The sequence below is a fragment of the Peribacillus folii genome (assembly GCF_030271255.1).
Taxonomy (GTDB): Bacteria; Bacillota; Bacilli; order Bacillales; family DSM-1321; genus Peribacillus.
This window is the reverse complement of the sequence record NZ_JASJOM010000005.1, coordinates 97773-111300: the sequence shown is the minus strand read 5'-3', so window position 1 is coordinate 111300 and position 13528 is coordinate 97773. Positions and strand designations below refer to the sequence as shown.

Genomic DNA, 13528 nt, shown 5'->3' with positions numbered 1-13528 from the left:
TGGCAGGGGGAATACTGAATGAATAAAGAGGAATTAACAAATTTTATTAATGAACATAAGGAATCAGATGACTTTACAGGTGGAGTAGATGAAAGTCAAATTAATATTGTCCAAAATGAGCTAGGAGTGGAATTACCAGAAGGTTATAAGTGGTTTTTAACTACCTATGGTTCTGGTGGATCATTTGGTGTCGATGTTTTAGGAGTAGCTAAGTCAAATAGGGCTCCTGTTGTTGTTAACACGAAGAGTTATAGAGATTTAGGATTGGAAAAGGATTTAGTAGTTATTGAAAATGCTGGAGAATATGTATATTGTTTATATACAAGCATAATGGAGAATAATGAGTGCCCAGTAATAGCATGGAATAGATAAAGGGGACTTGATGACTACAATACAGCAAAGAACTTTTATGAGTTTTTATCACAAAGATTATTGGATGCAAAAGATGCATGGGAAGAAGATTTTTAAAATAAATCACTAGATACAATTTATAGATGGGACTAACGAAAATCAATTAATCATGATGTTGTAGCATCAAGGATTTGTATTACGATAATAAATTTTACGTACCTCGATTGATAAAGTCAGTCGAGGATTTTTTATAACTTATATAGAGTTGTAAAGTTGCCCGAAAGGAATGAAAGAAACAGTATAAATATCATCATCTCAAGGATTTCAAAGTATTAGAGGTGGAGAGCCTTGCAATACAATATCTAAGATTAGAAGGGTGATTTGGTTGAATTATTCTAAGTTACAAGAATTTATAAAGGAATATGGTCAAGGTGATGATTTTACTGGTGGAGTAAGTGAAGACAAAGTAAAAGAAACTGAACTAAAATTACAAGTCTCATTACCGGATAGTTATAAGTGGTTTTTAAGAAATTATGGTTACGGTGGACTTTTTGGAGTGAGAATAATTGGATATGGTTTTACGGGTCAGTAGTAACTGCTACCAAAGATCATCAAAGGTATTATGGTTTAATCGATGGAATTGTGGTAATAGAAGATATTGATGAATTTGCCTATTGCCTCGATACTAATAAAATGAAAAATGGAGAATGTCCAGTTATAATGTGGGATAATCAAGAAGGCTATGGTCGAAAGCTTGCTGATAATTTTTTAGACTATTTTATTGACCGCCTTGAGGAGGCTAAAGATAATTGGGATGAAGATGAGGAAGATTGGTAAAAGCTGAGGTATCATGTTTTGTTATAAAGTAAGAAATATTTTCATATAAAGAAGAAGTGGATATAGCCTTTCGAAAATCAAAGGGCCTATCCATTTTTTTATTCATTTAGACTTATTTGGGCGCCCAATGCCGTAATAGGACAACATAACCTTGTTTGTTTAGAGAACGTAGTGAATTGGTTAAGGACTGTTGAAGCTCTTGAACATTGGGAGACCTAGTTCAAAATAGTAGAAATATAGGAGGTAATGTTATGGATGTAAAAAGTCTAAATAAAACTATAAGAAATGCTATTAAGCTCGGTGATATTAATGAAGTAAAGCGTTTAATAGCCGATAATCCAGATTCTTTACATACAATGACACCATTTGGTACGTGGTTACATGTTGCAGCAAAGAAAGGACATTTTGGAATAGTAGAATATCTGACCCATAAAGGAATCAATATTAATAAAAAAGGTGATATCTTTGATGCTTCTCCTCTAAGATTGGCTGCAGGAGCGGGGCATTTGGAGATAGTACAGTATTTAATAGAGGCAGGCGCAGAATTAGATGAGAGCTTAGCGAAAAGAAACCCATTATTTGGAGCAATTTATGGCGGCCATAAAGAAGTAGTTGAGCTCTTAGTTGAAAACGGTATAGATATTTCAATTAAATACATTGGAGAAAATATTAAGAATATGAATGCTTATGAATATGCTAGAGAATTTGGCCAAACAGAAATTGCTGAATATTTAAAGCAAAAGATGGATGAAAAAGAATAAAGAGATCATACTGTTACTATAAAACTTACAAATTTAATGTTATCTAATAACGGATGAATTTAGATTTATAGAAATGTAGATATAACAACAGGTTTAAAAATTCATAAAGCATCAGGCAGGCATTCATGGTAAAGGATCTCCATCAGATAAATTGTTTTCAAGGAGGTAATTGATATTGGCTAAATTTGATTATATTAAAAATAGTAATCATAAGTTTATTCCATTAAAAGAAAAAGACCTTATTAAAGCGGAGGAAAGACTCAAATTTAAATTTCCCCCTGAATTAAGGGAGTTTTACTTAGAAGTTGGTTATGGTTTTTTAAAAGGCAATAATGAGAATTCAATAAGTAGATTAATGGATCCTGATACTATTACAGATATAACACTAAGGGAAGGTATCTTTGAGTATGACCCTGCCCTAGAGAGGATATATGAAGAAGCAGACAAACTTGTTTTTTATGAAGTAAACGAGGGTGTATATTTAACCCTTGATTTAAATGATACTCAAAGGAACTCTGTACACTTCTTTGACAATAAAATAGCTGATTCATTAGAGAGTTTTATAAAAAAAGTTGATAAAGAAAATGAATACTTTTTTGATATGATGGAGTAATAAAAACTTATCCATGATTGGCAAATTGCCTTTCAAGGTTCCCGTTTTTGTAGTGCTTCCCAGTGAACCGTTTAATATTTTAACTCTACTCCTGAGTATCAATTTCTAACACTTAGGTGGATTGAAACCCTTTCATCCGGTTCTTGATAGAATAACTTATAAAGTCATTGTAAGCATTTAACCCGCAAGTGTTTGCCTGTCGGGACCTTGCTATTTCTTTCTTGGAAGGGGCATTTGCTTGAAAATGCGTTGGCTTTCTTGATTTTAAATTTACTTGTGAATATTTGGATTCTGAGCCAAACCAAAAGTTGGCCAAGGCTATGACAAGCCCAGAGATACGCAAATTTTTAGAAGAGAAATATAGTGAAACGGCCATACAGGCCTTTTAATTTTGATACAAAGAATGGGTAGTCATTCAACAGGAATAGCCCTTTTTTACGTGTTTTTAACTTTGCCAATTTTGTGGCTCCTGGACATCATATCTTTGTTCGATATTACAAAGCTTAAGGAAATACTCTATTATCCTCCTACCTTCTTTATATTAATAAATCCGTTTAGTAAAAAGTACCCTCAATTCTTGAATAAATATAGAAACTCTTCTAAAATATAATCAGTCCATAATTTTACAGTAAATAAAGTTAATACATAAAAAGGAAATCTGGTAACCTCTAAGATTTTATTAGAAAAGCAGTTGAAAGGACTTTCCATTATGTCATTGATTTACGAATCTCAAACACTTTTATCTGCCATGCAAACGCGTGTCGAACAATACAAGCACTTAGAAGAACAGCTCACCGAATTGAAAAAAGGATTTGCGGGTATCGTCCATTTGGATGATGAGCTGCAGGGTCAGGGCGCCGAGGCCATCAAAGGCTTTTACACGGCGCAGATCGATGTCGTCGATGCCTGGCTGCGCCTGATTGAGCGGCATATTGCCTTCTTTAACGTCATTCAAGGCGATGCAATCGAAGCGAACCTGAATGAAACCGTGGTCACGGTCCCTTTTTTAGAAGGAGAGCTCGAAAACGCCAATCGTAATGCCAAGGAAATGGTCACAGCCCAGAAAAACGACTTGAAAAAAATCTTTGCCGAAATTGATGATATCATTCAGCTGCAGCCCTTCTCCGATGACACGTTCTTTGACAACATCGAAAAAGCCGAAAATAAACGGACCGAAACGATCCACAAAGTAAACGAAATCGACCATAAGTGGACCTCTGAATACGCCACATCCGAACAAGACCAAGCCGCATTAACGGCACTCATGGAGCAACTGAAAGCATCCAGCACAAGGGGAGGACAAGTATCCCCGCTCTATTTTAACGCAACAGCCTACAAAAATAGCGAAGCCTATAAAAACCTGGAGGTAAGGAAAAAAGACACCGCCCAATATCTCCAGGTGAAGCAAGCGGAAGCCGAGAAGCGCCGGATCAAAGAACTCAAGGCCCAGCTTGACCAGGTCACAGATCCTGATGAATTCCTCCAAATCGCCAAGCAAATCGGCTACGAAAACCTAGCGCCCGCCCAGCAGCAATATGTGATGCAGCTAGAAAACGCCAGACAAACCGCAGACATCGCCAAAGGAATCGGCGTTGGCCTGTTCGACGTCGGAAAAGACTTCGTCACAGGCATTTATGACCTCGTCACAGATCCAATGCAAGCGGTCGAAGGCGTAGCAAACTCGATCCTGCACCCAATTCAAACCTATACATACATCTCCAAAGCCATCTCGGATTCATACGAACGAGACATGATAAATGGCGACGCCTACTCCCGCTCTCACTGGGTCACATACGCCCTCGGAACCGTCGTCACGACAGTGGTGGGGACAAAAGGAGCGGGTGCTGTAGCGAAGACTGGTGTTGCTACAACAAAGGCAGCTGCAATAAACGGCGTTACGAAGGCAAAAGAACTCTCTATCCCTAACCTCTTGCCCTACAACCCGAAGAACCAGCTGTCGATGGCAGGTGGGGTCCCTTATAATGTGGTTGATGGGGTTGGGTTGAAGGAACGGTTGGTTTCGATGGCTAGGGTGGAGTCGGAGATTAATGATAATGTTAGAAGTAATCCTGACCATAAAATTAGAACTTATCGTAATGCAGATTTAAAAAGATTAGAGAAAAAGTATACCGCAGACCCTAGACTTACCATTGAAATGCCTTATGTTGGAAAGGGGCAAAGAAGTACAAATTCGGAAGGGTGGTTACGAGATAAAGATTACTATTGGAAAGAAGTAATGAATAAAAACCCTGAATATTTAAGCAAAATGAATATCCAAAAAATAGAATTGGGATTTTCTCCAGTTAATGATAAAAAATTTAGAGAACACTTCCCACAATATGATATAAAGGAATTGTACAATGACACACTTATTCACCATCATATTGGTGGAGGAGGTCAAGCTGTAGCAGTACCAGCAAAATTACATCCGGGATCAGGTGGAATTCATAATGCTGAAAAGGCAGCGGAAGTTTGGGGAAGTGATTCTACTTATGCTGAATTGCTTGAAAAATTTTTAAATAAGTAAACGAAAAGGAGGATTTTATGTCTATAAAGAAATCAATTGGTCAATACTTTAAATTGAGACAAGAGCTTGCGGATGAAGGAATGGACTTCTTATTTAAGACTCCAGTGACTGAAGATGTTAATTCAATAATTTATGAAGGTGAAGTTGACGAAGAAGATTATATTACATGGAAACCTGTAGAAAAAACTACTTCACATGACTTAAAACAGTTAGAAGAGAACTTAGAAGTGGTTTTCCATAAATCAATTATTGAATATTTTAATTCATATTGGTTCGCTGATTTAGACGGGTTTATAAATGATTTCTATATCAAATTAGAGGCGGTATTGCCAAACTTTGAATTTGATTCATTCCGGGGGACCTTAGAGGGATATAAAAGCAATCATAATAATAGACTAGAAAATATACCTTTAGGTACTGAAGGTAATGGTTTGTTAGTGGTAATTGATAACGAGAACGGTAAAGTAAAGTTAGAGGATTTCGAAAGGAATTCATTTGAGGTTATTTCAGAAAGTATTGAAGCATTGGTTTCTAAACTAAGGTTAAAAAGATAATCTTATATAGACAGTAGAAGTTGATAAAACCGAGGTAAGTGGTTCTATCAACTTTTTAATTTGAAGAATATATTATATCTTAATGTACGCCCATATTCCCTCCTAAAGGCCGAAAGAAAGGAACAGAGGCAGGTGCTGACTTGGAAAGATTTACTTGAGAAAGAACCAGAAATGTTAACATGGGTAACACCCTTTGGTACATGGTTACATATAGCAGCAGCTCATGGGCATTTAGAAATGATAAAATATCTTATTAATGCCGGGATAGATGCTAATGCACAGGGCGGAACTTTTTCTACAAATGCCCTTGAAAGAGCAGCTACAAAAGGCCATTTAGATATTGTCGAATATCTCATTAACCAGAATGTTGAGATTGATACTAGTGAACCAGATAGGAATCCTCTGTTTGCTGCAATATATGGTGGTCATTTTGAAATTGTTAAATTGCTAGTTAATTATAATATAGATATATCTATAAAATACTCTGGTGACAACATGAGAGATATGGATGCTTATGCATTTGCCATTGAAAGAGGACAAACGGAAATTGCTGATTATTTAAAGGAGAAAACGGATGAAAAAGAATAAAAAAGTGTTACAGGAAATAAGCCTAAAAAATTACGAAATTAACAGGCTCGTTAGTTTAAAGATGTGATTAGTAATAGACTACTTTAAATAGCTAACCATAAAGCACTTGATTGCTTTTTAGGCAACATGTGTTTTTTTCTTTTATGAGATATCTATACTTTTTACTACATGACTGTTTTGGTCTTTCTTTAACTCATTCTGCAAGGTTCGGAAATATAGATGATCGGATTATAGAAGAAAACATAGCTGAATTAAATGAGTAGATAACTTACACTTTTAGTAACCATGTTTTTCAAAAGTTGTATAATTTATGATGAACGAGAGGAAAGGTTGACATATGAAAAAATTACCTGAAGATCTTTATAAAAGTGATTTGAAAATGTATACCCATTTAAAGAAAATAAGAGATAAATTATGGAGTAACGATTCAAAAAGTAGAGTATCGGTTATGGTTGGTGCAGGATTCAGCAGAAATGCATCAAAGATAGAACCGTCATTTGAGGGTATGGCTTTGTGGCGAGATTTAAAAGCTCAACTGATTAAAGATTTGTCACATCATCATAAAATCGAAAAGAAGGACGTGCTAGATATAGCACAAATTTATTCGGATGAATACGGAAGATCTGCACTAGATGAGTTGTTAAAAGCTGCAATTCCAGATGACAATTTTGAACCAGGTTCACTACATACTGATTTATTAAGGTTGCCTTGGACAGATGTTTTTACAACTAATTATGATAGTTTACTTGAAAGAGCCAAAAGAAATGTTTATGAAATCAGCTATCAAGTAGTATACGAGATTAATGATATACCAAGCTCTGTTCAACCACGGATAGTGAAACTTCATGGTAGTTTTCCAGCAAACAGACCGTTTATTTTCACGAAAAATGACTATGATAATTATCCAGCGAAGTTTAGTCCCTTCGTAAATATGGTTCAACAATCAATAATGGAAACAACATTCGTTTTAATAGGTTTCTCTGGCGATGACCCTAATTTTACAAAGTGGACATCTTGGGTTAGAAGTAATCTAAAAGACCAGATGCCCAAAATATACATGATAGGATATAATGAAGAATCACAAAAAGATGAACTACAAGAAAAAGGAATTACATTAATTGATTTTAAAGAGTTATATAAAGGAGATTCCAATCCATACAAATCGATGTTCGAAGATTTATTTGATTTTTTATCGTACAAAAAAAGAATCGAAAAAATTAAATGGCCACATAAACCAGGTGCCAGAATTCTTAGCGACGAGTACGGTTATAATCGGGAAACATATCCTGGATGGGTTGTTATGCCAGATGAAATTAGGAAGAAAAACTCCTTACGATTTGTAAGAAGCTCATCGGATTTTTTAATGAAAATTGATGTAAATAAAGTCGGAAAAGTAGATATAAATAAAATTAACGACTTAATTTGGTATTACGATAAGTTTCTTATTCCTCTAGAAGCTGTTTTATATAAAAGACTCAATGATATAGTGGAAAATTATAAAAATGGAAAAACTGATTTAATTCCAATAGCTCTGAGACTACTAAAAGAGGCTAGATTAAAATATGATTTAGAAATTTTCCGGAAGTATGAAAAAATTCTTAGTAAACTAAACTTAAGTGACGAAGATTCTCATAAGTTAACTTACGAAAAAATTCTTTTCTACTTAGATGTAAATAGCATCAAAGAGGTAATTGATACACTTGAACTATGGGACGTTGGCATACAGGAATTGGATTGGGTAATAAGAAAAGCCTGTATATACACACGGATAAATCAACCAGATAAAGCAGAAGTTTTATTTGAAGAATACCTCCAGACAGTAAGACGCCTATTGGCAATAAAAATGGATGATTATCGTCTACTTTCTTTGGAAAGCATTATACTCCATAAATTAAGTCAGATTAAGGTCGAATTTTATGATGATCGATTACGGGTTCTTAGTATGAAGTACTGTGATTCAGGAAAAGAATTTACAAGTCTATTAAGGTCAATTAAAGAATTAAATTATAGTTATGGTACAAAAAAATCACTTCTTTTTGATCCGGGTAAAGAAATGATTTCTACCAAATTTATAGGTGGCACTTCATTCAACCCGATTTTTAATGAATCTTTTGCTTTAATACAAATTATAGAAGAATTTAATTTATACGTAATTGATGGAGAACAGCACGAAATGGCTTTGAAGAATATTCAAGTACTTTACCCAGAATATTCACTTATAAAGAGAATACAAAAAGCAAACCAAAAAGGTATTAAAAATCTTTTTACCCGAGAATATGTATACAGTATGGGCAATAATGAAAAAGCCGTTTTGATTAAAATTCTTAAGAATTCTTTATTAAACGGAACAAATTCTGCAATACCAAACTCAATAGCATTAGAGATTTATTCAAGAATATACATGATTCTTGATGCCGAAACCAAATTGGAAATTGACGATAAAATTATAAATTATATAGAGGCCATTAAATATTGGGACATACCAACATTAAAGGTTTTAAAAGATACTATTTATCGGATATTCTATGCGAAGAATTCAGATGAAGCGAAAGAATTTGTAGAAAAAGTTATCGCATTAAATTTAAGAAGTCAAAATTATAGAAGTAATGATTTATACGAGCATTCTTTTTTTGAACCAATTTTGGTGATTTACAATTACACCGAAAAAGTTAAAGGAATGAAAGTCTCTGTAGCCCAGTTAGAAAGGTTGTTAGATGTTCTTGAAAATGATAATGATTATTCAATTGTAGAAGCTGCATTTATAAGACTGTCTTTTTTATCTTTAGCCGAGAGTTTAGACGATTCTTATCGCGAAAGATTTAGAGAAATACTAAAAAAAATGGACAAAGATAAACGGGTGGGAATTAGTGATTTTATTATAGTGAAAGATATCGATAACTTTATAGATGGAACTGATGTAATGCCTAATACTGAATTGGATGTGTTTATAAAAGACGAGATTCCGATATTTTATAGAGATAAGTCTATGTCCGATGGTTATGGGGTAATTCAGTATTTTAGATCGATTCAATATCTTTTCAAAGGTCTTACTGAATTAGATGATACAAAGAAACCAGATAAGTCATATTATATTCAGTGGCTTGAAAAATTTTACCTATGGTGGGAAAGCCAAAAAGAGGCCTTATTAAGAGATGTAGAATATGTTCATCCTATGATACCAATTGACGAAATTTTACTAAATCTCATAATCGCTATGAAGAACAATATATGGGGATCAATACCTTTGGATTATTTAAGAGAAGAAGATAAGAGTAGAGCGCTTACCATATTAACTGAAATCTTTGCGAAAGAGCCTGAGAAAGCAATGCTTTTAATTCCTGTATTAGAGAGAATGGGTATCGAGCATCAATACAATCTTAATTACACTATTGAGAGTTTGTCAGATAGAAATATAGAGAAAAGTAAATATTCGGTAATGTCTCTATATGACTATTCAATCTTTATTAATAAAAAAGAAATAGATGGAGATTTCAATCTAATAAAAGAGGAACTTCTTCATATTTTGAAGTATGGATATGGTGAAAATTTAAATGAGGCAATTCAAGTTTTAATAGAAATAGTGGTAATTGATTCAAAACTAATTGACGACGAATTAGTACCGGTGTTAATAAGCAATTTAAATAGATATTTATATACCTTGAAAAATGATGAGTCACTTATTGTCACTCAGCAAGATTTTAAGTTATTAGGTAGTTATGCAAAATTGGTAGCCGTATTGGTGAAATATAAACCAGAGGAGATAGGAGGGTCTTTTGAGGAATGGAGAAGTTTTATCCAAACCCACAAGCTTCCAGAAGTTAGGTCAGCTTCAATGCATTTCGAACAATAACTGAGATAGTTAATGTATAAGAGCTTTGAAGTTTGATAGAGAGTGAGTTGAAGAAAATAAAGCCGGTCGAAACTAATATGGTTTCGACGGCTTTATTTAGACTGTTTATTTAATAGATGCTTTCTAAAATAAGATAAAACTTATTGAACCAAAGCAGCTGAAGTATTGAAAGATACTTTTCGTGTAAAAGATAATATGCTTTGATAAGGATGGGACCGCTAGTAGAAACTAGCGGTTTTTTTGAATTGTAGAATGATATAATTTAAGTAAAGAATTTACTTTTTGGAGGTAAACTATGAATGATTTTGGTAATTCTCAAAAAGAAAAATATAAAGTTTGGGTCACTGAAAATCTTGGCGAAAAAACCGGAATTTGGTATTCTCCCTATCTTGAACAACTTGGTTATCTACTAGATAAGTTTGAACTTGGTACTGGATATAAGAAAAATTTCTTTGATTACCAGTTGTATTCAGAATTTAAAAATGTCTATCAACAGATGACAAAACAAAGTGATGAAGATATAGAAAAATTAGTGACTGGTAAGGGAATACCTCGATATCCAGAAGAGTTTGGAACTAGAAGAATACAATTCAGACAGAAATATGCCGAAGATGAATTTAATCGTGGCAAAAGAAGTAAGCCAGACAATTTAGGGGGGATACCCGACTGGGGTGTTTTACTTAGATCCTATCTAATATTTCTATACTACCATGAAAATCCTTCTTTAATTTATCCTAAAAAGGAAAAGAAAATTGCGAATCAAGAAGGTGAAATTGATAATAGCATCAACTATTGGGTTATTTCGGCGGGGGAACATTCAAGATTATGGGATAATTTTCATTCAGAAAGTGTGATTGGGCTTGGTTGGGATTATCTAGGTGATTTAAATAACTACGATTCTAAGGAAGCCATTGAACGAGAAATATCAGAGCAGAGAGCTGATGGAAAGCGTCCCATCAACGATACAAAAGCCGTGTGGGATTTTTATAGTGAAATTCAGATAGGCGACGTTGTTTATGCTAAAGAAGGAATTAAGAAAATCATCGCTCGTGGAGTCGTTACTGGAGATTATTACTTCGATAGTGAAAAAACTGAGTACAAACATAGAAGAAAAGTGGAGTGGCTGCAAGTTGGTAAGTGGGAACTGCGTCAGACTTTTGCGCAAAAGACTATGACATATCTGAGTCCTTACCCAGATCTGATTCAAGAAATTGAGCAGGTGATAAATGACGACATCATTGATCCAACAATTGCGGAAGTAAATGAATTTCGTACTTGGTTATCAAATCAAGTCACAGACAATGGAACCAGTTTGAACGATAAAACGGTTACTCAAAAGGTGAACGCATTAAAGGATATAGAGAGCTACTTTAATACTTCAATATTTGGAGAAACAGATACTGAGCAATTGAAGCAATTGAAAGATGTAGTTGTATCAGATGAATCCTACAGAAAATATATAGGAGTATCTGGGAGTGCGATTGATTATTACATTCGTTTTATTGAATCTAAACCTACTGTTCAAGAAAATGAACCTTTTACTACTGATGACTTTCTTTGCGATGTTTTTATCGAAAAAAAGGAGCTGACCCGACTAATTTCTGTACTTGAAAATAAGAAGAATCTCATCATGAAGGGTGCCCCCGGAGTAGGAAAAACGTATATTGTAAAACGTCTGGCTTATGTGATGATGGAAGAAAAGGATGAGACTCGTGTCCAAATGGTTCAGTTCCACCAAAGTTACAGTTATGAAGATTTTATTGAAGGTTACCGTCCGAAAGCTGAGGGTGATGGTTTTGAACTTAAACAAGGTCCATTTGTGAAGTTTGCAAGAAAAGCAGCACGTGATCCTGAGCGTGATTATTTCTTCATTATTGATGAAATTAATCGAGGAAATATGAGTAAAATATTTGGAGAATTGATGATGCTTATTGAAACAGATAAGCGAGGGGAACAAATCAATCTCCTATACTCTAACGATAAATTTTCAGTTCCATCCAACTTATATATCATAGGTATGATGAATACAGCCGACAGAAGTTTAGCGCTGTTAGACTATGCACTTAGAAGAAGGTTTTCATTCGTCGAAATTAAACCGGCATTTGAAAATGATACCTTTAAGTCGTATGTTGATAAATTAAATAATCCAGAAGTTTTGATTCGTGTAATAGATGAAATCAAGAGTTTAAATAATCAAATTGTTGAAGAGCTTGGTACGGGATTTCAAATTGGTCATAGTTATTTTGTAGGGAGTGCTTATAAAGTTGATTCTGTAAATCGGGTAGAAGAAGTTGTTGAATATGAAATTATTCCTCAGCTATTCGAGTATTGGTTTGACGATGAACAGAAGGCTAAGGATTGGGCAGAACGACTAAGGGGTTGTTGCGATGGAGAGAAATAGCAATATTCCAATTCGTAATATCTATTATATGCTTTCATATGCATATCAAACCTTGAATCTTTCAGAATATAAACATATTGGAACAGAAAAGTTTGAAAACGTCAAAGACCTTTATGCAGAAATTTTATCTATTGGAATACCTGTATTAATTCGTGGTGGATTAATTAAGGATTACATATGTGTTGAGGAGAGTTCCAGTGTTATCAAGGGGAAAATTGATATTAATTCTTCAATAAAGAAAAATGCGTTGGTAGATAAGAAGCTCGTGGTGATATACGATGAGTTTTCTGAAGATATATTGTTGAATCAAATTATTAAAGCTACTCTTGTTTTCTTATCTCATTCAGCAAAAATAAAACAAAAAACTCGTAGATTATTTTATGGTTTTCTCCCTTATTTTGCTGAGGTATCAGACATAGAGATGAACCTGCAGCTTTGGAATAATGTCCAGTATAATCGGCAAAACATTCGCTATCAATTTATCATTGATGTATGCAGATATCTTTTTGAAGAGCTATTACTTGATGAAAATTCGACATATCAATTTATGAAGCAAATACAGGATGAACAAAGGCTTTCGGCTTTATACGAAAAATTCATCTATTCATTTTTTAAACGTGAAACGGATTATCTTGTATCACGTCCTCAAATTCAGTGGAACGTTGATGATGGATTTATCGAAGCATTGCCAATCATGCAAACTGATATTGTGCTTCAAAAAGGTAATAAAACACTGATTGTGGATACGAAGTTCTATTCAGAGAATATGGTCGCAAGATTTGAGGGAGGGGCGTCAAAACAAAAATCAGGTAATCTCTATCAAATTTTTACTTACGTAAATAATTGGAACAAGAAATCTACTGAAATAGTAGGTGGCATGTTACTTTATGGTAGAACAACAGCATTAAACCAACCAAACCATATGTACAACATTAAGGGAAATGAAATTTTCGTATTATCTCTCGATTTGAATCAAGATTTTAATGGTATTAAAGCAGATTTGTTTGCATACACTATTCAATTCTTCAAATAATTATATAAGAAGT

General features: G+C 34.1%; 8 protein-coding genes and 3 pseudogenes. All 11 read left to right on the top strand.

Annotated features, from left to right (window positions below; translation table 11 throughout):
• The first annotated feature begins 18 nt into the window (after positions 1-18).
• The 11 genes and pseudogenes from QNI08_RS09815 (at position 19) to QNI08_RS09760 (ending at position 13515) form a co-directional block, all read left to right on the top strand.
• Positions 19-468 (top strand): annotated as a pseudogene (locus QNI08_RS09815) (SMI1/KNR4 family protein).
• Between the two features lie 268 nt (positions 469-736).
• A pseudogene (locus tag QNI08_RS09810) lies at positions 737-1188 on the top strand (SMI1/KNR4 family protein).
• A 251-nt stretch (positions 1189-1439) separates the two neighbouring features.
• Positions 1440-1949, top strand: a complete 510-nt coding sequence (locus QNI08_RS09805; RefSeq protein WP_285767246.1) for an ankyrin repeat domain-containing protein — start codon at positions 1440-1442, stop codon at positions 1947-1949.
• Between the two features lie 175 nt (positions 1950-2124).
• Positions 2125-2562, top strand: a complete 438-nt coding sequence (locus QNI08_RS09800; RefSeq protein WP_285767245.1) for an SMI1/KNR4 family protein — start codon at positions 2125-2127, stop codon at positions 2560-2562.
• Between the two features lie 287 nt (positions 2563-2849).
• Positions 2850-2951: pseudogene (locus tag QNI08_RS09790) on the top strand (MetQ/NlpA family ABC transporter substrate-binding protein); the annotation flags it as partial.
• 320 nt (positions 2952-3271) lie between these two features.
• Positions 3272-5089, top strand: coding sequence for a T7SS effector LXG polymorphic toxin (locus tag QNI08_RS09785; protein ID WP_285767244.1), 1818 nt, complete (start codon positions 3272-3274; stop codon positions 5087-5089).
• A 17-nt stretch (positions 5090-5106) separates the two neighbouring features.
• Positions 5107-5643, top strand: coding sequence for a SecY-interacting protein Syd (locus tag QNI08_RS09780; RefSeq protein WP_285767243.1), 537 nt, complete (start codon positions 5107-5109; stop codon positions 5641-5643).
• A gap of 132 nt (positions 5644-5775) precedes the next feature.
• Positions 5776-6231 carry an ankyrin repeat domain-containing protein gene (locus QNI08_RS09775; RefSeq protein WP_285767242.1) on the top strand — a complete coding sequence of 152 codons (456 nt, stop codon included), beginning with the start codon at positions 5776-5778 and terminating at the stop codon, positions 6229-6231.
• A 337-nt stretch (positions 6232-6568) separates the two neighbouring features.
• Positions 6569-10081: an SIR2 family NAD-dependent protein deacylase gene (locus QNI08_RS09770; RefSeq protein WP_285767241.1), complete on the top strand. Its 3513-nt coding sequence runs from the start codon at positions 6569-6571 to the stop codon at positions 10079-10081.
• 295 nt (positions 10082-10376) lie between these two features.
• Positions 10377-12482 (top strand): AAA family ATPase, encoded by a 2106-nt coding sequence (locus QNI08_RS09765; protein ID WP_285767240.1) that lies wholly within the window; start codon positions 10377-10379, stop codon positions 12480-12482.
• The gene (locus tag QNI08_RS09760; RefSeq protein ID WP_285767239.1) at positions 12469-13515 is read left to right on the top strand and encodes a 5-methylcytosine restriction system specificity protein McrC; all 1047 of its coding nucleotides are present in this window, start codon (positions 12469-12471) and stop codon (positions 13513-13515) included. Before QNI08_RS09765 ends, QNI08_RS09760 begins: the two co-directional genes overlap by 14 nt.
• Positions 13516-13528 lie beyond the last annotated feature (13 nt).

Excerpts from the sequence above, each read along its gene's own strand:
- QNI08_RS09805 (WP_285767246.1), top strand. The coding sequence starts at position 1,440 with ATGGATGTAAAAAGTCTAAATAAAACTATAAGAAATGCTATTAAGCTC.
- QNI08_RS09780 (WP_285767243.1), top strand. The coding sequence starts at position 5,107 with ATGTCTATAAAGAAATCAATTGGTCAATACTTTAAATTGAGACAAGAG.
- QNI08_RS09770 (WP_285767241.1), top strand. The coding sequence starts at position 6,569 with ATGAAAAAATTACCTGAAGATCTTTATAAAAGTGATTTGAAAATGTAT.
- QNI08_RS09785 (WP_285767244.1), top strand. The coding sequence starts at position 3,272 with ATGTCATTGATTTACGAATCTCAAACACTTTTATCTGCCATGCAAACG.
- QNI08_RS09765 (WP_285767240.1), top strand. The coding sequence starts at position 10,377 with ATGAATGATTTTGGTAATTCTCAAAAAGAAAAATATAAAGTTTGGGTC.
- QNI08_RS09760 (WP_285767239.1), top strand. The coding sequence starts at position 12,469 with ATGGAGAGAAATAGCAATATTCCAATTCGTAATATCTATTATATGCTT.